Below are 19,049 nucleotides of genomic sequence, written 5' to 3' on the forward strand. Positions count from 1 at the left end.
TTATGCCCCCGTCGCGTGCACGGCGCGGCGCACAGCCTTGTCTGCCTCATGGAGCTTTTTGCCGGTGGTCTTCCGGGCCCCCGCAGCAGTCTTCCGGGCGTCGGCAGCAATGTGCTCGGCACGCCAGGCGAGGCCGGGCTTGCCGGCGGTATCCACCGAGGCCAGCAGGGCGCCGCCGCTGAGGGAAGCGTTTTTCAACAGCTGGTTTCGGCGGGCTTGGCGGCCTTCCTTGGTGCTGATATCGGCACTGCGCCACTCCACAAAGGTGTTCAGGAGCGAAATGACTGTCAGTACCGTGGCCGAGAGTCGGCTGAACTTGCCCAGGCCAAACAGCACGCCGGCACCCACCTGGGTTCCGCCGATCACGCGGGCCAGCATCTTCTCGTCGGCCTGGAACGGCAGCGACGCGGCGGCCTTCTGCAGGAGCGGAGAGAGCTGCTGCGCGGTGTCATCGGCGTTCTTCAGCTTGTCCAGTCCTGCGAAAACGAAACTGGAGGCCAGCATAGGCCGGGCGAGGGTACGGACAAAGGACATGAATTTCCTCCTGGCTGAACGAACCGCGTCGAATGCGGCGGAGTCCGTTCTAGTCTTGCACTTTTGAGGAATATTTGCCCGCCACCGGAGGTTGTGAATTGCAGGTCCGTCGAACACCGGCGGCAGTAGGTCTAGCTGGCCAAATACTTTGCCGGGCGCACTGGCCCATCTCAAGTCGGCTTGGAAGAGAACGGAGTGGCCCTTGAGGTTGCTGACAGACGGGCTGGAGACATCCGGTCCACTCACGCTTCAGGCTCTGGAATCAGATCCTCCGGAGTACGGCACGCCGCGCGCCAAGGCCGTCACAGTAGACTTGGGCGCAATGAGTACCGTGGATCCGGCCGTTGAGGCCATGTATGGGGCCCCGCAACGCGGCGCCAAAACCAGCGGCGACGCCCAGCCCGGTTCCCCCGCGGCGGGCGTGGAGACGCCTGTGGATGGGCCTGGGACGGCCGTACCCGAAGCGGCGGCACCCGTACCTGAGGCGGCAGCGCCGCAGACGGCCGGGCCCGCAGCAGCCGAATCCGGTTCGACGGAGCAGCCCGTGGACGTCGCCACCGAGTCAACCGAGGAACGCCGCATCCGCTTCGAGCGTGACGCCATGCAGTATGTGGATCAGCTCTATTCGGCCGCCATGCGCATGGCCAGGAACCCCGCTGACGCGGAAGACCTGGTACAGGAGGCCTACACCAAGGCGTTTTCCGCGTTCCACCAGTACAAGCCTGGCACCAACCTCAAGGCGTGGCTGTACCGGATCCTGACCAATACGTACATCAACCTGTACAGGAAACGGCAGCGCGAGCCGTTGCAGTCCAACTCGGACACTATCGAGGACTGGCAGCTGGCCAGGGCGGAGTCGCACACCTCCCGTGGCCTGCGGTCGGCTGAGGCCGAGGCTCTTGACCACCTGCCGGACTCTGACGTCAAGCGGGCGTTGCAGTCGATCCCCGAGGAGTTCCGCCTGGCGGTGTACTTTGCCGACGTCGAAGGCTTCGCCTACAAGGAAATTTCGGACATCATGAACACGCCGATCGGCACCGTGATGTCCCGGCTTCACCGCGGCCGGAAAATGTTGCGGGACCTGCTGGCGGACTATGCCGCCGATCGAGGATTCAAAGGCGCCGTCGAATCACAGGACACGGCCGCGAGTACACAACAGGAGAACAGGAAATGAGCGACTGCCAAGGATTGGGCGACTGCGATGACACGCGGATGCAACGCATCTACGAGTACCTCGACGGAGCCTTGACCCGCGAGGACATCACCGAAATCAAGAACCATCTTGATGACTGTCCTGAATGCACCGAGCAGTATGACCTGGAGTGCGTCATCCGCAACATGGTCAAGCGCTCCTGCACCGAGGCTGCGCCCGACAACCTGAAGAACGCCATCCTGGACCGCATCCACGCCATCCGTCCCGTGGGTGCCTGACCCCGGCAGACAGTGCGGCGGCGGCCTGTAACGAGTGAGCAGCCGCAAAGACGAAGGACCCCGGAAGCCAGGTGGCTACCGGGGTCCTTCGCTTAAACCGTTACTCCAAGCATTGGCTTAGGTGTTGGGGCGCTTCCCGTGGTTCGCGCCGCCACGCTTACGGTCACGACGTTTACGTGCACGCTTGCTCATAGCTGGCCTCCTTAAATGTTGGTACTCAAAAGAGCTGCCCTCAAGTCTCCCACACCATGGGACACGCCGCGAAACGCGAAACGCTTCCCGTCAATAATGGCGACGTGCGGTTTAGCCTGGCAGCGAGTTACGGATGGCGATGCGCGCCTGATCGAGTACCGTCCTGACTGTTTCCAGGGTGACGGGACTGAGCGCCTGCCGACTGGCCTGAAGGCGAAGTTCCACCCGGAGATCGTCCCGGAACGCCTGGAGCAGCATTTCGGCTTCCTTGAGTTCGCGGATCCCTTCGGACGTCTGGCGGCTGCCGGCTTTCCTGAAGTCGGCGGCGCGGGCGGTGGAGCGGGCAGCCTCGGCCGTGGCGGCCAAATCGGCACGCAGTCCGCGCATGTTGGCGCGGATGTCCGCGCGCAGGTTGTCCGCCAGCCGCCGGACCGAGGCGGAAATGTCATTTTCGACGCCGGCGAGTTCGTCCCGGCGCTTGTTTAGTTCTGCGAGCCCCGCCGCAGTGATCCGGTAGTTGGTGCGGCGGCCTGCTGTTTCGGTGGCAACCAGGCCTTCCTCCTCGAGCTTGCCCAGGCGCGGGTAGATGGTCCCGGCGCTGGGGGAGTATGTGCCGCCGAACCGCTCACTGAGGGCCTTGATCAGTTCATAGCCGTGCTTGGGCCCGGATTCCAGCAGTGCCAGGAGGTACAGCCGCAGCGCACCGTGGGCGAAGACCGGGGGCATTAGTGCCCCGCCTCCGGATCTTGCGCAACGTCGTTCCGGGCTGGCTGTCCGTGGAAGATGGACGTCCTGCCGGACACTGAGTTGGTGCGGACCAGCATCAGTTTGCGGTCCGGTCCTGCGATGGTTTCCACCTTGCCGCCGGGCTGGGAGTACTGACGATCATCGATCACCACCACACCGCTGGCGGATTTCGCCACGATGTCCACGCCGACGTCGTGCGGCAACCGAATGGTGACATCCCCCGAAACGGAGTTGGCACCGAAATCGTTCGTGAAGCTGAGCAGGTCGAAGCTCATGTCACCGCTGACGGTATTGGCCCTGATGCTTGTGAACCGGCCGGAAGCCGTAACCTCGCCGGAGACACTCTTGGCGGTGAGGACGCCGTCGTGGTTCCGTGCGATGACCTCGCCGCTGACAGTGTTGACGTGCAACTGACCGGACGTCCCGTCCGCCATCACAGAGCCCGACACGGTGTTGAGGCGGGTGTGCCCGCTGATGCCGGACACCAGGCCATCGCCGCTGACGGTGCCGGCCTCCACCTCGACCCCGGCGGGCACCCCGATGCTGATCACCGCGGAATTGTTGCTGTTCTGGTTTACCGTGCCCATCAGGTTCTTGAACCAGCCTTGCGGGCCGTGGAGCTGATGGCGGACCTCAAGCCTGCCGTCCGTCAGCGAGACGGCAACAGGATCGCCCTGGACGTCGTTGATCTCCAGTCGGACTACGGAGTCCGCGTGGGCGACGATGTCGAACCTCCCGCGGACCATGCCGAGCTTCAGTGACTTTACGTCGTCCAGGTCGATGACCTGCGGGCCGGTGACGGTCCAGCTGTTCTCTGACATGTATCCTCCAAGGCCGCGATATATCGTGATTGATTCCCTCACGGTATATCGGGGCACGGCGAAGGTCAAGATATATCGCGAATCTGGGAGGCGGCGTCTGCAGGAGTGCGAGAGGGTTCGCGAAAAACCCGCATCTAATGAGAGTGGGTTTGGGGTTTTACTCGGGGGTGTCGATCTTGAGCCACTGGAACCAGCCGCGGTGCAGGACGAGCCAGGCCATCAGGCCGTAACCTGCCTGGCCAGGGGTCCCGCTGTTGGCGGCAAGGTCCTGGCGCCACTGCTCGTGGTTCAACAGCGGGGAAAAGGTGTCCACATAGAGGTGTTTGCGCCGCGTGGTCACGTCGGCGAAGGCGGTGTTCAGTTCGGCGAGGCGCCGGTTCTGGACCGGGTCCAGGGTGGGGGGAGGCCCCACCACGAAGACTTCGATCCGGTTCTGCGACGCCGTATCCAGGATGTTGGCCAGGTTCAGCCGGCTGCGGGCGGTGGAAAGGCCGAATTCGATGTCCCGGCCCGAAAGGCCGATGACCAGCCGGTTCTCATGGGCGTCGCTGAAACGTCGCCCGGCTTCTTCCAGCCACCGGGCGGCGAGCCCCTCAGTGCCTTCCTGGGGACAGGGAAGGGCGTAGCTTTCCATGGCCACGCTGTCGTGGGGAGTGCGGGCCAGTACCCGGCCCAGCCAGCCAAGCGCCCTGGGATCGCCCAGCCCGGCCAGCAGTTCATCTCCAACAGCTGCGAGCCGCAGCTTCCTGTCTTCCACAAGTCCCTCTTTACGTCCGTGCCGACTGACATCAGCCGGCGTGGCTATGGTTCATCCCATTAAACAGAACTGCCCGGCCGGAGTCTGGTATTTCGACGTCCGGCCGGGCAGCCACTGTTATTACTTCCGAGCAAATGCCTGCTTCAGGAGCGTATCCTGCTCGACGGCGTGCCGCTTCATTGAGCCGGCAGCCGTGGCGGCCGAGGCGGGACGCGACACCAGGCGCACGCGCCGGTCCAGCACATCCGGCAGGTGCAGGCCCATAAACGGCCACGGTCCCTGGTTGGCGGGCTCGTCCTGTGCCCAGACAACCTCGGCGTTCGGGTACTTGGCCAGTTCCGCCGCGATTTCCTCGTGCGGCAGCGGGTACAGCTGCTCCACGCGGACAATGGCGGTGGTCTTGTCGTCGGTCTTCTGCCGGGTGGACAGAAGGTCGTAGTAGAGGCGCCCGGAAACCAGCAGCACGCGTTCGACGGCGTTTGCCGCCAGCTGCTCATGGTCACCGATGACAGGGCGGAAGCTGCCGGTGGTGAAGTCCTCCACGGACGAGGCGGCAGCCTTGAGGCGCAGCAGCTGCTTCGGGGTGAAGATGATCAACGGCTTGCGCGGGCGGCTGTACGCCTGGCGGCGCAGCAGGTGGAAGTGCGATGCCGCCGTGGTGGGGTTGGCGACGATCATGTTCTCTTCGGCGCACATCTGCAGGAAGCGTTCGATGCGGGCTGAGGAGTGGTCCGGACCCTGGCCCTCGTAGCCGTGGGGCAGCATCAGCACCAGCGAGGAGCGCTGGCCCCACTTCTGCTCGGCCGAGGAGATGAACTCATCGATGATGGTCTGCGCGCCGTTGACGAAGTCGCCGAACTGCGCTTCCCACAGCACCAGGGCGTCCGGGCGTTCCACGGAGTAGCCGTATTCGAAGCCCATGGCGGCGAATTCGGAGAGCAGGGAGTCGTAGATCCACAGCTTGGCCTGGTCGTCAGAAAGGTTGCCCAGGGGCAGCCACTCGTTGCCGTTGGCGCGGTCGTGGAACACGGCGTGGCGCTGCACGAAAGTGCCGCGGCGTGAGTCCTGGCCGGCGAGCCGGACGGGAACGCCTTCCATGATCAGTGAGCCAAAGGCGGCGATTTCGCCAAAGCCCCAGTCGATGCCGCCTTCGCGGGACATCTGCTCCCGCTTTTCGAGGAGCTGCTTGAGCTTGGCGTGGACGGTGAAGCCCTCGGGGATTTCGATGTGTGCGTGCCCGATCCGTGCCAGGGTCTCCGGAGAGATGGCGGTGGAGGCCGGGGCGTTCGTGCCGAAGTCTGCCTGCTGGGCGATGGGACGCTCAATGTCAGCGACGGCGGCCGAGTCAGCGGTGATGATCGGGATCGGCGAGGTCTGGGCTGCGTGCGTTTCTGCGAAGACCCGTTCCAGCCGTTCCTGGTAGTCGCGGAGCAGCTGCTCTGCTTCTTCCTCGGTGATGTCGCCACGGCCGATCAGTGCCTCGGTGTACAGCTTGCGGACGGAGCGCTTGGCTTCGATCAGGTTGTACATCATGGGCTGGGTCATCGAGGGGTCGTCGCCCTCGTTGTGGCCACGGCGGCGGTAGCACACCATGTCGATCACAACGTCCTTGTGGAAGCGCTGCCGGAACTCATAGGCGAGCTGGGCAATGCGGACCACGGCCTCGGGATCGTCACCGTTCACGTGGAACACCGGTGCCTGGATCATCTTGGCGACGTCCGTGGAGTACGTGGACGAGCGTGAGGACGACGGGGCGGTGGTGAAGCCCACCTGGTTGTTGACTACCACGTGGATGGTGCCACCCGTGCGGTAGCCGCGCAGCTGGGACAGGTTCAACGTTTCGGCAACGACACCCTGGCCGGCAAACGCAGCATCGCCGTGGACCATGATGGGCAGGACCGGGAAGGCCTCGCCCTGATCCAGGCGGTCCTGCTTGGCGCGGACGATGCCTTCCAGCACGGAATCCACGGCCTCGAGGTGGGACGGGTTCGCGGCCAGGTAGACCTTGGTCTCGTTGCCGTTTTCAGAGGTGAACGTGCCTTCGGTGCCGAGGTGGTACTTCACATCGCCGGAGCCCTGCACGGAGCGGGGATCCTGGGTGCCCTCGAATTCGCGGAACACCTGGGCGTAGGTCTTGCCGGCGATGTTGGTCAGCACGTTCAGGCGGCCGCGGTGGGCCATGCCGATCGCAACTTCGTCCAGTCCGTCGTCGGCGGCTTCGGAGATGACGGCGTCCAGCAGCGGAATCAGAGATTCGCCGCCCTCCAGGGAGAAGCGCTTCTGGCCTACGAACTTGGTCTGCAGGAAGGTTTCGAATGCTTCTGCAGCGTTGAGCCTGGAGACGATGCGCAGCTGCTCTTCGCGGCTGGGCTTCGAGTACGGGTGCTCAAGCTGGTCCTGGAACCATTTGCGCTCTTCCGGCTCCTGGATGTGCATGTACTCGATGCCCGTGGTGCGGCAGTAGGCGTCGCGGAGTACGCCGAGGATATCGCGGAACTTGAGCATGGGGGCGCCGCCGAAACCGCCGGTGGGCCACTCGCGGTCCAGGTCCCAGAGGGTCAGTCCGTAGGTGAGGACGTCGAGGTCCGGGTGCTTGCGCTGGCGGTACTCCAGGGGATCGGTGTCCGCCATCAGGTGGCCGCGTACACGGAAGGAGTGGATCAGCTGCTGGATTCGGGCAACCTTGTTGATCTCATCAGCGGGGTCGACCTGCAGGTCGGGGCTCCAGCGCACGGGCTCGTACGGGATGCGCAGCGACTCGAAGATTTCGTCGTAGAAGTTCTGCGCGCCGAGGAGCAGTTGGTGCACCAGCTTGAGGAACTCGCCGCTGCCGGCACCCTGGATGACACGGTGGTCATAGGTGGAGGTCAGGGTGAGGACCTTGCTGATGGCGTTCTGCGCGATGATCTTTTCGCTTGCGCCCTGGAACTCGGCGGGGTAGTCCAGTGCGCCCACACCGATGATGGCAGCCTGGCCCTTGGATAGGCGCGGCACGGAGTGGACGGTGCCGATGCCGCCGGGGTTAGTCAGGGAGACCGTGGTGCCCGAGTGGTCATCAGCGGTCAGCTTGCCGCTGCGGGCCCGCTTGATCAGGTCCTCGTAGGTGTGCCAGAACTCGGAGAAGTTGAGGGTCTCCGCCTTCTTGATGTTCGGCACCATGAGCAGGCGGGTGCCGTCCGGCTTGGGCATGTCAATGGCAATGCCGAAGTTGACGTGCGCCGGCTGGACAGCCACAGGCTTGCCGTCGATTTCGTCGTAGTAGACGTTCATCGAGGGGAACTGCGCCAGGGCCCGGATCACGGCGTAGCCGATCAGGTGGGTGAAGGAAACCTTGCCGCCGCGTGCCCGCGCCAGATTGGAGTTGATGACCAGGCGGTTGTCGATCAGCAGCTTGGCGGGAATGGCCCGGACGCTGGTGGCCGTGGGGACCTCAAGGCTGGTGATCATGTTCGTGGCGATGGCCTTGGCCGGGCCGCGAAGGACGGAAACTACGTTCTCTTCCGGGGCGGTGGGCGCCTTAAGGTTCTTGGGCAGCTGCGCAGGGATGGGCTGGACAGTGCTGCCGGGCTCGGCCTTCTTCGCGCCGTCGCGGGCGACCGTAGCGGGGGCTTTCTTCGCCGCTGCGGGGGCGGACGCCGGTGCTGCAGCCTGTGCCGCCGGCGCCGGTGCCGGGGCAGATGCAACAGGCGCCGCAGCCGGAGCTACAGCGGGCATTTCACGGGTGGCGGGGTTGGCTGCGGCAGCTGCCGAGCTCCCGTTGGAAGACGATTCGCTGCCCGAGTCGAAGGATTCGAACAGGGGCCACCACTTGGTGTCCACGGTGTTCTTGTCCTTTTGGTATTGCTCGTACAGTTCGTCAACGAGCCACTCGTTTCCGCCAAATTCCTCTGGTAGACGGTGGCTAGGCTGCTCTGGCACTTGAAATACGCCTCTTCCATGAGTTTGATGTCCCTCTGGCCGCCACGTGCCTCAGCACAACAATCGAACCAGTTTCTGCGTCCTGAACCCGGACCTTTGCCAGTCTAATGAGCATTCTGTGTTAACTGCCAATAACGGTGACTCAAATCATGGAATGACATGGAGATCCCGAAATGTGGCAAAAGTCAGGGTCATGCGGAAGGCGCAATCCGCTCCTGTAGACTGAACTTCTTATGGACAGTAAATCTAGGTGCCGGCCTGGGGGCTGTCAGCGGAGCACGAACTTCGCGCAGTCCACCCGCAGAGCCGGCAAACCCCGAACACGCGCCCATCACTCTCCCTCGGTCCATTCCGACGGAGCCCTAACGGAAACCGGGTCCGCTTCGGCCGACCATCCTCCGCCGGGCAGTTTCCCCCGGATCCACTCCGTTTTCCCTGGCCCTCAGGCGGGATGCTGAATGGAGTGGTTGCTCCTCGCAGCAGGCCTGTTGCTGATCGCCGGCACCGGCTTTTTTGTCGCAGTCGAATTTTCCCTGATTGCCCTTGACCAGGCCACCGTCCAGAAGGCCATCGACAAAGGCGACACAGGTGCTGTGCCGCTGCTCAAATGCCTGAAATCCCTCTCAACCCAACTATCGAGCTGCCAACTCGGCATCACCCTTACAACGCTCCTGACCGGTTACGTGATGGAACCGTCAGTGGGGCGACTCCTCGAAGGTCCGCTGGCCGCCATCGGAATTCCCGGTGTCGCTGCGGCCTCCGTTTCGCTGGTCATTGCCATGGTGCTGGCCACGCTGTTGTCCATGCTCCTCGGTGAACTGGTGCCGAAGAATATGGCCATCGCGCTGTCCTTCCCGGTCGGCAAGGCGCTGGCGCGGCCGCAGCTGATTTTTACGGCTATCTTCAAGCCCGCCATCGTCCTGCTGAACGGCTTTTCCAACAAGGTCCTCAACATCTTCGGCCTTGAAGCCAAGGAAGAGATTTCCGGTGCCCGGACACCGGCAGAGCTGGCTTCCCTGGTGCGGCGCTCCGCCGCCATGGGAACGCTCGACGCCGGGACGGCCAACTTCGTGGCGCGGACCCTGAACTTCTCGGCCAGGACCGCCGCCGATGTGATGACACCCCGCATCCGGGTGGAAACCATCGACGCCGACCAGCCTGTTTCGGACATCCTGGATGCCGCACGGCGCACCGGGTACTCCCGCTTCCCCGTCATCGGCGACTCCGCCGACGACATCAAAGGCCTGGTCCACGTCAAGAAGGCAGTCGCTGTGCCGTGGGACCGGCGCGCCAACCTGGAGGCGGGCGCCATCATGACCGATGTCCTCAGGGTGCCGGAGACCATCCATCTCGATGCGCTCCTGGCTGAGCTGCGGGAAGGGAACCTGCAGCTCGCCGTCGTGCTCGATGAATACGGCGGAACCGCCGGCATCACCACCCTCGAAGACCTCGTGGAGGAAATCGTGGGCGAGGTGGCCGACGAGCACGATAAGGTTCGGCCCGGACTGCTCCAGAGCGCCTCAGGGGACTGGTATTTCCCCGGACTGCTGCGGCCCGACGAACTTTTCGAACAGATTCCCGGACTTGCTGTCCCGGATGAGGCCGCCTACGAGACTGTCGGCGGTTACGTCATGAGCGAACTGGGCCGCATCGCCGCCGTCGGCGATACCGTCCCGGTTGGCGGCGGCACGCTGAGCGTGACACGCATGGACGGCAGGCGGATTGAACGGATCTGCTTCCACCCTGTTGCTCCCGAGACTGAACACACCGACGACAGGAGCGCACCGTGAGTGACTGGGCAGGCCTCGCCTGGCTGGTAGTCCTCCTGCTGGGCAACGCGTTTTTTGTCGGCGCCGAGTTTGCGGTGATGTCAGCGAGGCGCAGCCAGATCGAGCCCCTCGCGGACGCCGGTTCCGTACGGGCACAGACCACGCTGCGGGCCATGGAAAACGTCTCGCTGATGCTGGCTTGTGCGCAGTTGGGCATCACCGTCTGTTCACTGCTGATACTGCAGGTCGCCGAACCCGCCATCCACCACCTGATGGCTGCTCCGCTGGAGGCGGTGGGGCTGCCGGTGGAGATCGCGGACGTCGTGGCGTTTGCCATTGCCCTGCTGGTGGTGACCTTCCTCCACGTGACGTTCGGTGAGATGGTGCCTAAGAACATTTCGGTATCGGTGGCGGACAAGGCTGCACTGCTGCTCGCGCCGCCGCTGATGTTCGTGGCGCGGCTGGTGAACCCGGTCATTTTCGCGCTGAACTGGTCCGCCAACCACATCCTCAGGCTCCTGCGGATTGAGCCCAAGGATGAGGTGAACTCGTCCTTCACGCTCGAAGAGGTCCAATCGATCGTGCAGGAATCCACCCGTCACGGGCTGGTTGATGACGACGCGGGGCTCATTACGGGCGCCTTGGAGTTTTCCGAATATACGGCGGCGGACATCATGGTGCCGGTGGAGAAGCTGGTCATGCTGAAGGAGGCCACCACCCCGGTGGAGTTCGAAAAGGCTGTCAGCCGGACGGGGTTCTCCAGGTTCCCGATGGTGGACGAGGACGGCATGCTGTCCGGCTACCTCCATGTGAAGGATGTGCTCTCCATTCCGGACGAGGACTACCAGCACCCCATCGCGGAGAGCAGGATCCGCTCGCTGGCCAACCTGGCTTTGGGCGACGAGGTTGAAACGGCGATGTCGGTCATGCAGCGAACCGGTTCACACCTGGCCCGCGTTATCGGCGCAGACGGTCAGACCCACGGAGTCCTGTTCCTGGAAGACGTTATTGAACAGCTCGTGGGGGAGATCCGGGACGCCACGCAGGCCACCGGCATCAGGCGGCTCGGCCAGCCCAACGGCAGCTAACCGCCGGGCTTGGGCAGCCGGGCTGGGGACTTGTGGTCCCCGCCCGGCTGATCTAAATAGGAATCATTCCCATTTAGCGTTAGAATGTGGTGAGCCGCTAAAGTCCGTCCCTGTTGATCTGAGGTTTTCGTGCGCCACCCCGCTGCCATCCGAACGTCCCTTGCCGCGCTCGCAGGGTTCAGCCTTCTGCTGACCGCGTGCGGCACCGGCGGCGGCTCACCGTCGGCGTCGCCGGGTACTGATGGCTCGCCCGGCATCATCAACATTGTGGCGGCCACCAACGTTTACGGGGACATCGCCGGCGTGATTGGCGGCGACAAGGTCAAGGTCACCGCCATCATCACCAAGGCAAGCCAGGACCCTCATTCCTATGAGGCCACAGCGCAGGACCGGTTGGCGATCTCCAAAGCGGAACTGGTGATCGAGAACGGCGGCGGCTACGACGACTTCCTCCACAAGATGGCCGATGCCAGCAACATTGCGCACGGCAACATCCTGACTGCCGTGGACGTGGCCGGCCTGGCTCCGGAGGAAGGCCACACCGAATCGGCCCCCACAACCGACGGTACGCATGCCCACCAGCACGCTGCTTTCAATGAACACGTCTGGTACAGCCTGGACGCCATGGGCAGGCTGGCCGATTCATTGGCGGCCAAAATGGGCGAACTGGAACCCGGATCAGCCGCCCAGTTCACCGCCAACGCCGCGGCCTTCAAATCCGGTGTGGAGGGACTGAATGCCAGGCTCGCCGCACTGAAGGCCAAGACGGCAGGCGCACCGGTGGCAGTGACGGAGCCGGTTCCGGTGTATCTCCTCGAAGCCGCCGGGCTGGTAAACCGGACACCGGAGGACTACACGGCCGCCATCGAGGAAGGCTCCGACGTGCCGCCGGCAGTGTTGAAGGCCGCTACCGAACTGGCAGGATCCGCGGACATCAGGTTCCTTGCCTACAACCAACAGACAGAAGGTCCCCAGACAGAGGCGCTGAAGAAGGCCGCCGAAGCGGCTGGCGTCCCCGTGCTTGATTTCAGCGAAACCCTGCCCGAAGGCAAGACGTACCTGCAGTGGATGACGGACAATGTGGACAACGTCAGCAAAGTTTTGGAGAAAAATAGTTGAAACCGGTGGTGAGCCTCCGCGGGGCGTCCCTGCAGTTCGGCAAACGCACGCTCTGGGAGGATCTCGACCTGGACATCAGGCCCGGCGAGTTCTTCGCCGTGTTAGGCCCCAACGGCAGCGGAAAGACCAGCTTCCTCAAGGTCCTGCTGGGCCTGCAGGACCTGCAGGCCGGCACCGCAACCCTGGGCGACCGGCCGGTGGAACGCGGCAGCAACCTGATCGGCTACATCCCGCAGCAGAAGTCGTTTGCTCCGGACACACCCATGCGCGCCCGCGACCTGGTGGGGCTCGGGGTGGACGGCCACCGCTGGGGCCTGCGGCTGGGCATGTCCCGGGTCAACCGCAGAATCGACGAACTCCTCGAGCTGGTCGGCGCCACCGACTACGCCAAGGTTCCGGTAGGGCAGCTCTCCGGGGGCGAGCAGCAGCGCCTCCGCGTGGCCCAGGCCTTGGCAACCGACCCCAAGGTCCTCCTCTGCGACGAACCCCTGTTGTCCCTGGACCTGCACCACCAGCAGGCCGTCAGCGCCCTGATCAACAAGCAATGCCATGAGCAGAACAGCGCCGTGGTGTTTGTCACCCATGAAATCAACCCCGTTATCGAATACGTTGACCGGGTGCTGTACCTGGCCGGCGGCCGCTTCATGGTGGGCACGCCTGAGGACGTCATGACCACGGAGGTCCTTTCGGAACTCTATGGCAGCCATGTGGAAGTCATCCACGCGAACGGGCGCATCGTCGTCGTCGGCCTGCCCGACGCCACCACGCACCACCACGCTGATGCCCACGCAACGGCGGGGGAGGTGGCCTGATGGATGCGGACAGCATCTTCGCAGCGATCTTCAGCTTCGAAAACTATGGCGAACTCCTGGTTCTGGTGCAGAACTCCATCTGGGCAGGCGCCGTCCTGGGACTGCTCGGCGGCCTGGTGGGCACCTTCGTGATGAAGCGGGATTTGGCTTTCGCGGTCCATGGCATCTCCGAACTGTCTTTCGCCGGCGCGGCCTTCGCGCTGCTGATCGGCGGCGACATTGTGTTCGGCTCCCTGATTGGTTCGGTGGCGGCGGCGTTCCTCCTGGGCGTGATGGGGGTCAGGGCGCGGGACAAAAACTCGATCATCGGGGTGATCATGCCCTTCGGGCTGGGCCTGGGCATCCTGTTCCTGTCCCTCTACCAAGGCCGCGCCGCCAATAAGTTTGGCCTCCTGACTGGACAGATCGTCTCCGTGGACACGGTCCAGCTGCAGGTCCTCGCCGGCGCTGCCGTGGTGGTCATCGCAGCGCTGGTGCTCATCTGGCGGCCGCTGAACTTCGCCAGCGTGGATCCTGAACTGGCCGAGGCCCGCGGGGTGCCCGTCCGGACCCTGGCGATCGTCTTTATGCTGCTGCTGGGCGTGAGCGTGGCGCTGTCCATCCAGGTGGTGGGCGCGCTGCTGGTGCTTGCATTGCTCATCACGCCGGCGGCGGCCGCCCTGCGCGTGACGTCCTCGCCCGTGGCACTGGTGGTCCTCAGCGTCATTTTTGCCGTCACGGCCACGGTGGGCGGCATTTTGCTTGCGCTGGGCGGACGCATCCCGATCAGCCCCTACGTCACCACCCTGTCATTCCTGATCTACGTGGTGTGCCGTGTCATCGGCGGCGCCCGTGCCAAAAAGGGCATCAACGGGCGGCTGGTGCACACCCGCTAACGTCGCGGGCCTGAGCCGTCAGAGTTTGCCGGCGGCCCGGAGCGCAGTGCAGTCCGGGCAGAGGCCGAAAATCTCCACGGTGTGCGCCACCTCGGTAAAGCCGTGTTCGGCGGCGGTCCTGGCGGCCCATGTTTCCACCGCCGGGGCCTCGACCTCCACGGCCTTGCCGCAGTTGCGGCAGAGCAGGTGGTGATGGTGCCCGGTCACGGCGCAGCGGCGGTAGACCGCTTCGCCCTCGCCGTTGCGCAGCACGTCCACCAGACCGTCGTCGGCAAGGGACTGCAGGATCCGATAGGCCGTTGCCAGGGATACTGAGACGCCCTTGTTCTGCAGGATGCGGTAGAGCTCCTGGGTGCTGACGAAGTCGTTCAGTTCGTCCAGTGCGGTGCTGACGGCCACACGCTGTTTCGTGACGCGCTGCTCCTTGCCGGCGTTGGCTCCGGCCCCGGGCAGGGAACTGGGACCGACACCGGAGGTAGCGTTCGACGGCGTCGCATCAGCTTTGGTGCCGAACGGCATGGAGATACTCGCTTCCCTGAGGGACGATGGCAATCATCAAGATTACCAGCCGGAGCCGCACGGCCGGGCCCCTTGGAACTCCCGGAGCCGGAACCTAGGCTGGCGCTATGAAGCTGACAAAATACACTCACGCCTGTGTCCGGCTCGAAAAGGATGGAAAGGTCCTGGTACTTGATCCAGGAACATTCTCCGAGACAGCCGAAGCCCTGGACGGCGCGCATGCCGTGCTCATCACCCATGAGCACCCTGATCATGTGGACGTCCCAGCCATGACCCGGGCGCTCGGAACCGCGGCCGGCCTGGCCGTGTTCGCTCCCGCCGGCGTGGCTGCCACTCTGCGGGAGGAAGCGCCGGAGGCAGCTGACCGGATCCACCCGGTTGAACCCGGCTCCACGTTTAACGCCGCCGGTTTCAGTGTCCGCAGCTTCGGCGGCCAGCACGCGTTGATCCACCCGCAGATTCCCATGGTGGCAAACATCGGCTACCTGGTGGATGGCAACGTTTACCACCCGGGGGACTCTTTCATCATCCCGGACGGCCTCAACGTCCAGACGCTCCTGGTCCCCATCCACGCGCCGTGGAGCAAAGCGGCCGAGGTGGTGGATTTCGTCATTAGCGTCCGCGCGCCGCGTGCTTTTCAGATCCACGACGGGCTGCTGAACGGGACGGGCCTGACGATGGTGGAAGGCCACGTTGCCCGCCTCGGCGGAAAATACGGCACGACATTCACGCATCTTTCCCCGCGGGAATCGGTTGAGGTCTGACCGGCTAGGCGTTCCAGCTGCCGGTCGCGAAAAACCGACGGATAACGTCGTCATGCGGCCGAGGGTCCAGGTGCTGGGCCGAGAGCCATTCCGGGTTGTAGTAGTTGCCCGTGTAGCGGTCGCCGCCGTCGCACATCAACGACACGATGCTGCCGTGCTGTCCTTCGGCGACCATGCCAGCCACCAGTTGCCAGACACCCCACAGGTTGGTCCCGGTGGAGGGCCCGGCGTGCAGGCCGGCGAGGTTGTGCAGGTGCCGCATGGCGGCGATGGAGGCAGCATCGGGAACCTGGATCATGTGGTCGATGACGGCGGGCACAAAACTCGGCTCCATCCGTGGCCGGCCGATGCCCTCGATGCGTGAGGGCAGGCCGGTGACTCCGGACGAACCGTTCAGCCAGCCGGGGTAAAACGCCGAATTCTCGGGGTCCACCACCGCAAGACGGGTGTCATGGCCGCGGTAGCGCAGGTAGCGCCCGATGGTCGCGCTGGTGCCGCCCGTCCCCGCACCCACCACAATCCAGCGGGGGATGGGGTGTTCCTCCAAGGCCAGCTGCCCAAAGATGGACTCCGCGATGTTGTTGTTGCCACGCCAGTCCGTGGCCCGCTCCGCGTACGTGAACTGGTCCATGTAATGGCCGTTGGACGTGGCCGCTGCCTCCGCCGCAGCGGCATATACGTCGGATGCATGCTCCACCAACAGGCATGAGCCGCCGAACTGTTCGATCAGTGCGATCTTCTCCGGGCTGGTGGTACGCGTCATGACTGCGACGAACGGCAAGCCCAGGAGCTGGGCGAAGTAGGCCTCCGAGACCGCGGTGCTGCCGCTTGACGCCTCCACGATGGTTGTACCTTCGCGGATCCAGCCATTGACCAGGCCAAAGAGGAACAGCGAGCGGGCCAGCCGGTGTTTGAGGCTCCCCGAACGGTGTGTGGATTCGTCCTTGAGGTAGAGCTGGACGCCCCAGTGCGCCGGGAGCGGCACTGAGTACAGGTGGGTGTCAGCGGACCGGTTGGTTTCGGCGTTGACTTTCCTGATGGCCTCATCAGCCCATGCCCGGTCCGCGCGTGCGTTCTTCACCGGACCACTCTAGCTGCGGCACGGCGCCCGGCCCTTCCTGCCGGGCGCCTCGCCGCGGCTAGAGTTGGAGCAGTCACTGAAACAAGCACACAGCCAAGGAGCACCATGGGCCCGCTGATGGATGTACCGGGCCTGCAGGCCTTGCTGGCCTCGGGCCGGCGAACGGTCCTGCTTGATGTCCGCTGGGCCTTGGGGGACCCGCACGGCCGGGACCATTACCTTGAAGGGCACCTCCCCGGTGCTGTTTTTGTGGACCTTGCCACAGAGCTTGCTGCGCCCGCAGCTCCGGCGCGCGGACGGCACCCCTTGCCGCCGGCCTCGGAATTCCAGGCCAGCGCGAGGCGCTGGGGAATGAACTCCGGCGACGTTGTGGTGGCGTACGACAACAGCGGCAACATGGCTGCTGCTCGCGCCTGGTGGATGCTGCGCAGTGCGGGCTTCCCCGACGTCTACCTGCTCGACGGCGGCCTGGCCGCCTGGCAGGAGGCGGGACTGCCGCTGGAATCCGGGCCGGTTGACGCCGTGCCGGGCGCTGTTTCCTTCAACGGGGTGGGCATGCCCGCCATAGATATGGCTGCAGCCGCGGGCTGGGCACGCACCGGCATCCTGCTCGATGCCCGGGCCGGCGAGCGGTACCGTGGCGAGTTCGAACCCGTCGATCCGCGCGCAGGTCATATCCCAGGGGCTGTGTCCGCGCCGACGACAGAGAACCGGGACCGATCCGGGCGCTTCCTGCCGGCGTCGGAGCTGCGGGAACGGTTTTCAGAGCTGGGCATCAGCGACGACGTCCCGGTGGCGGTCTATTGCGGCTCCGGTGTGACCGCGGCCCACGAGGTGGCCGCCCTGGAAATCGCAGGATTCCGCGCCGCCCTCTATCCGGGCTCCTTCTCCGAATGGTCGAACAACCCAGACCTTCCCATCGCCACCGGAAACACCCCGGGTACGGCCGCAGGAGCATAACTGTACTTAGCGGTCCAGCGCCGCTGGCGCCGAGTGGAAATGCCGACGCTTGCGGGGGTAGCGTCGCAGGTATGACCCCAGGACGCCCCGTACCGCCGCCCCTTGCCCGCCCCGTGTTGCCCGCCGACAACCCCGGTTCCGATTCCGGCGCGGGCCTGATGGCCGCCGCGTACGGCGCCGTCTCCGCGGACAGCGGGTTGGTGCCCCTGACGCTGGCCCGCCGCGCGCCCAAAGCTGACGATGTGGAGATCGCCATCGAATTTTGCGGCCTGTGCCATTCTGACGTGCACGCCACCCGCGGTGAATGGGGCGCCCAGAGCTATCCCTTGGTGCCCGGTCACGAAATCGTCGGAAGGGTGAACCGCGTCGGCTCAGCCGTCACGGACTTCGCACCGGGCGACCTCGTGGGTGTGGGGTGCATGGTTGATTCCTGCCGCGAATGCGAAAGCTGCCTGGATGGCCTCGAGCAATACTGCGAAAACGGGATGACCGGAACCTACGGCGCCAAGGATTCGCGCAACGGCGGCGCGATCACCCAGGGCGGCTACGCAACCTCCGTGGTGGTGGACCGCCGCTACGTGGTGCGGGTGCCGGCGAACCTTGACCCGGCCGCCGTCGCGCCGTTGCTCTGCGCCGGAGTCACCACCTTCTCCCCGTTGCGCCACTTTGACGTCGAAGAAGGCGACGTGGTGGGCGTGGTGGGTCTGGGCGGGCTCGGGCACATGGCCGTGAAGCTCGCCAAGGCCATGGGGGCGCGGGTCTTGGTCTTCACCACTTCCGAAGCCAAAGTGCCGGCGGCCCTGGAACTCGGCGCTGACGAGGTCATCCTGTCCCGGGATGAGGAGGCAATGGCCGCAGCCAACCGCAGCATCGACCTCATCATCGATACGGTGGCCGCGCCGCACGACCTGAACCCGTTCTTCCRCACCCTGCGTGTGGACGGGGCACTGTTTCAACTCGGCCTGCCTTCGGAGGCCATGCCGCCCGTGAATCCGGGAGCCCTGATACGGCGCCGCATCGCCTATGCCGGTTCGCTGATCGGCGGCATTGCCGAAACACAGGAGATGCTGGACTTCTGTGCAGACCACAACGTGGTGGCGGACATCGAACTGGTGCGCGCCGATCAACTGAATGAGGCCTACCGCCGCATGGTGGCAGGCGACGTCAAGTACCGGTTTGTGCTGGACACCAGCACCCTGCAGGCCCCGGCCGAGGAGGCAGACGCATGAGCACCCTGTTCACGAAAATCATTAACGGTGAGATCCCGGGACGCTTTGTGTGGCGCGAGGCGGACGTCGCGGCGTTCCTGACCACCGGCCCGCTGGCCGACGGACACACCCTGGTGGTCCCCACCGAAGAGGTGGACCGCTGGACCGATGCTTCACCGGAAACCCTCGCCAAGGTCATGGAAGTGGCCCGCCGGATCGGCGCCGTCCAGCTGGAGATCTTCCCCGCCGAGCGGGCCGGCCTGATCGTGGCCGGGTACGAGATCAACCACCTCCACGTGCATGTGTGGCCGTCCCTGAGCATGGCTGACTTCGACTTCGCCTCTGTGGACCACAACCCGGACCCGGCAGTACTGGACGCGAACGCCGAGAAGCTGCGTGCAGGACTCCGGGCAGCGGGTTACAAGGAGTTTGTTCCGGAGAGTTAAGCGGACGC

Annotated in this window: 19 protein-coding genes; 11 read left to right on the forward strand and 8 right to left on the reverse strand. The window is 64.7% G+C overall.

The features are described from left to right. The gene (locus tag AC1DIM_RS08020) at nt 1-534 is read right to left on the reverse strand and encodes a DoxX family protein (protein WP_477709970.1); all 534 of its coding nucleotides are present in this window, start codon (nt 532-534) and stop codon (nt 1-3) included. A gap of 322 nt (nt 535-856) precedes the next feature. Between AC1DIM_RS08020 and AC1DIM_RS08025 the strand changes: the two genes are divergently transcribed. Beyond that, nucleotides 857-1,708 carry a sigma-70 family RNA polymerase sigma factor gene (locus AC1DIM_RS08025; protein WP_477709971.1) on the forward strand — a complete coding sequence of 284 codons (852 nt, stop codon included), beginning with the start codon at nt 857-859 and terminating at the stop codon, nt 1,706-1,708. Beyond that, the gene (gene rsrA / locus AC1DIM_RS08030) at nt 1,705-1,965 is read left to right on the forward strand and encodes a mycothiol system anti-sigma-R factor (protein ID WP_477709972.1); all 261 of its coding nucleotides are present in this window, start codon (nt 1,705-1,707) and stop codon (nt 1,963-1,965) included. The genes AC1DIM_RS08025 and rsrA overlap by 4 nt, the downstream gene beginning before the upstream one ends. Nucleotides 1,966-2,082: 117 nt before the next feature. Here rsrA and AC1DIM_RS08035 read toward each other — a convergent pair whose 3' ends face one another. From AC1DIM_RS08035 to AC1DIM_RS08055, 5 genes are all read right to left on the reverse strand, one after another. Further along, nucleotides 2,083-2,157, reverse strand: a complete 75-nt coding sequence (locus tag AC1DIM_RS08035) for a 50S ribosomal protein bL37 (RefSeq protein WP_369299106.1) — start codon at nt 2,155-2,157, stop codon at nt 2,083-2,085. A gap of 111 nt (nt 2,158-2,268) precedes the next feature. Next, nucleotides 2,269-2,883 (reverse strand): PadR family transcriptional regulator, encoded by a 615-nt coding sequence (locus AC1DIM_RS08040; protein WP_477709973.1) that lies wholly within the window; start codon nt 2,881-2,883, stop codon nt 2,269-2,271. After that, complete coding sequence (locus AC1DIM_RS08045; protein ID WP_477709974.1) at nt 2,883-3,725, reverse strand: DUF4097 family beta strand repeat-containing protein; 843 nt, start codon at nt 3,723-3,725, stop codon at nt 2,883-2,885. Before AC1DIM_RS08045 ends, AC1DIM_RS08040 begins: the two co-directional genes overlap by 1 nt. Nucleotides 3,726-3,882: 157 nt before the next feature. Then, nucleotides 3,883-4,482 carry a GDSL-type esterase/lipase family protein gene (locus AC1DIM_RS08050; protein ID WP_477709975.1) on the reverse strand — a complete coding sequence of 200 codons (600 nt, stop codon included), beginning with the start codon at nt 4,480-4,482 and terminating at the stop codon, nt 3,883-3,885. A gap of 120 nt (nt 4,483-4,602) precedes the next feature. Further along, nucleotides 4,603-8,400, reverse strand: a complete 3,798-nt coding sequence (locus AC1DIM_RS08055; protein ID WP_477709976.1) for a multifunctional oxoglutarate decarboxylase/oxoglutarate dehydrogenase thiamine pyrophosphate-binding subunit/dihydrolipoyllysine-residue succinyltransferase subunit — start codon at nt 8,398-8,400, stop codon at nt 4,603-4,605. A gap of 458 nt (nt 8,401-8,858) precedes the next feature. On the opposite strand from AC1DIM_RS08055, the gene AC1DIM_RS08060 reads away from it, so the two are divergent. The 5 genes from AC1DIM_RS08060 to AC1DIM_RS08080 all read left to right on the forward strand — a co-directional run bounded on the left by AC1DIM_RS08060 (nt 8,859) and on the right by AC1DIM_RS08080 (nt 14,063). Further along, the gene (locus AC1DIM_RS08060; RefSeq protein ID WP_477709977.1) at nt 8,859-10,190 is read left to right on the forward strand and encodes a hemolysin family protein; all 1,332 of its coding nucleotides are present in this window, start codon (nt 8,859-8,861) and stop codon (nt 10,188-10,190) included. Next, nucleotides 10,187-11,257 (forward strand): hemolysin family protein, encoded by a 1,071-nt coding sequence (locus tag AC1DIM_RS08065; RefSeq protein ID WP_477709978.1) that lies wholly within the window; start codon nt 10,187-10,189, stop codon nt 11,255-11,257. The genes AC1DIM_RS08060 and AC1DIM_RS08065 overlap by 4 nt, the downstream gene beginning before the upstream one ends. Nucleotides 11,258-11,386: 129 nt before the next feature. After that, complete coding sequence (locus tag AC1DIM_RS08070; RefSeq protein WP_477709979.1) at nt 11,387-12,376, forward strand: metal ABC transporter solute-binding protein, Zn/Mn family; 990 nt, start codon at nt 11,387-11,389, stop codon at nt 12,374-12,376. Next, nucleotides 12,373-13,188 carry a metal ABC transporter ATP-binding protein gene (locus tag AC1DIM_RS08075; RefSeq protein WP_477709980.1) on the forward strand — a complete coding sequence of 272 codons (816 nt, stop codon included), beginning with the start codon at nt 12,373-12,375 and terminating at the stop codon, nt 13,186-13,188. The genes AC1DIM_RS08070 and AC1DIM_RS08075 overlap by 4 nt, the downstream gene beginning before the upstream one ends. After that, on the forward strand, nt 13,188-14,063 hold the full coding sequence (locus tag AC1DIM_RS08080; RefSeq protein ID WP_477709981.1) for a metal ABC transporter permease: 876 nt from the start codon (nt 13,188-13,190) through the stop codon (nt 14,061-14,063). Before AC1DIM_RS08075 ends, AC1DIM_RS08080 begins: the two co-directional genes overlap by 1 nt. Before the next feature lie 18 nt (nt 14,064-14,081). On the opposite strand, the gene AC1DIM_RS08085 is transcribed toward AC1DIM_RS08080, so the two are convergent. Continuing rightward, nucleotides 14,082-14,582 carry a Fur family transcriptional regulator gene (locus AC1DIM_RS08085; RefSeq protein ID WP_477710136.1) on the reverse strand — a complete coding sequence of 167 codons (501 nt, stop codon included), beginning with the start codon at nt 14,580-14,582 and terminating at the stop codon, nt 14,082-14,084. 107 nt (nt 14,583-14,689) lie between these two features. Here AC1DIM_RS08085 and AC1DIM_RS08090 point away from each other — a divergent pair, with 107 nt between their 5' ends. Beyond that, a complete protein-coding gene (locus AC1DIM_RS08090; RefSeq protein ID WP_477709982.1) occupies nt 14,690-15,346 on the forward strand; it encodes an MBL fold metallo-hydrolase in 657 nt (218 codons plus the stop codon). 4 nt (nt 15,347-15,350) lie between these two features. On the opposite strand, the gene AC1DIM_RS08095 is transcribed toward AC1DIM_RS08090, so the two are convergent. Then, complete coding sequence (locus AC1DIM_RS08095) at nt 15,351-16,427, reverse strand: PLP-dependent cysteine synthase family protein (RefSeq protein ID WP_477709983.1); 1,077 nt, start codon at nt 16,425-16,427, stop codon at nt 15,351-15,353. Between the two features lie 105 nt (nt 16,428-16,532). Here AC1DIM_RS08095 and AC1DIM_RS08100 point away from each other — a divergent pair, with 105 nt between their 5' ends. The 3 genes from AC1DIM_RS08100 (at nt 16,533) to AC1DIM_RS08110 (ending at nt 19,041) form a co-directional block, all read left to right on the forward strand. Continuing rightward, the gene (locus AC1DIM_RS08100) at nt 16,533-17,387 is read left to right on the forward strand and encodes a sulfurtransferase (protein WP_477709984.1); all 855 of its coding nucleotides are present in this window, start codon (nt 16,533-16,535) and stop codon (nt 17,385-17,387) included. Between the two features lie 71 nt (nt 17,388-17,458). After that, the gene (locus AC1DIM_RS08105; protein WP_477709985.1) at nt 17,459-18,616 is read left to right on the forward strand and encodes an NAD(P)-dependent alcohol dehydrogenase; all 1,158 of its coding nucleotides are present in this window, start codon (nt 17,459-17,461) and stop codon (nt 18,614-18,616) included. Then, nucleotides 18,613-19,041 carry an HIT family protein gene (locus AC1DIM_RS08110; protein WP_477709986.1) on the forward strand — a complete coding sequence of 143 codons (429 nt, stop codon included), beginning with the start codon at nt 18,613-18,615 and terminating at the stop codon, nt 19,039-19,041. The genes AC1DIM_RS08105 and AC1DIM_RS08110 overlap by 4 nt, the downstream gene beginning before the upstream one ends. Nucleotides 19,042-19,049: the final 8 nt, after the last annotated feature.

It is taken from the genome of Pseudarthrobacter sp. 01T43, from assembly GCF_056398665.1.

What these genes read in the sequence shown, in the direction of transcription:
- AC1DIM_RS08100 (WP_477709984.1), top strand. Translation starts at nt 16,533, where the DNA reads ATGGGCCCGCTGATGGATGTACCGGGCCTGCAGGCCTTGCTGGCCTCG.
- AC1DIM_RS08080 (WP_477709981.1), top strand. Translation starts at nt 13,188, where the DNA reads ATGGATGCGGACAGCATCTTCGCAGCGATCTTCAGCTTCGAAAACTAT.
- AC1DIM_RS08040 (WP_477709973.1), bottom strand. Translation starts at nt 2,883, where the DNA reads ATGCCCCCGGTCTTCGCCCACGGTGCGCTGCGGCTGTACCTCCTGGCA.
- AC1DIM_RS08090 (WP_477709982.1), top strand. Translation starts at nt 14,690, where the DNA reads ATGAAGCTGACAAAATACACTCACGCCTGTGTCCGGCTCGAAAAGGAT.
- AC1DIM_RS08060 (WP_477709977.1), top strand. Translation starts at nt 8,859, where the DNA reads ATGGAGTGGTTGCTCCTCGCAGCAGGCCTGTTGCTGATCGCCGGCACC.
- AC1DIM_RS08110 (WP_477709986.1), top strand. Translation starts at nt 18,613, where the DNA reads ATGAGCACCCTGTTCACGAAAATCATTAACGGTGAGATCCCGGGACGC.
- AC1DIM_RS08085 (WP_477710136.1), bottom strand. Translation starts at nt 14,582, where the DNA reads ATGCCGTTCGGCACCAAAGCTGATGCGACGCCGTCGAACGCTACCTCC.
- rsrA (WP_477709972.1), top strand. Translation starts at nt 1,705, where the DNA reads ATGAGCGACTGCCAAGGATTGGGCGACTGCGATGACACGCGGATGCAA.
- AC1DIM_RS08020 (WP_477709970.1), bottom strand. Translation starts at nt 534, where the DNA reads ATGTCCTTTGTCCGTACCCTCGCCCGGCCTATGCTGGCCTCCAGTTTC.
- AC1DIM_RS08045 (WP_477709974.1), bottom strand. Translation starts at nt 3,725, where the DNA reads ATGTCAGAGAACAGCTGGACCGTCACCGGCCCGCAGGTCATCGACCTG.
- AC1DIM_RS08025 (WP_477709971.1), top strand. Translation starts at nt 857, where the DNA reads ATGAGTACCGTGGATCCGGCCGTTGAGGCCATGTATGGGGCCCCGCAA.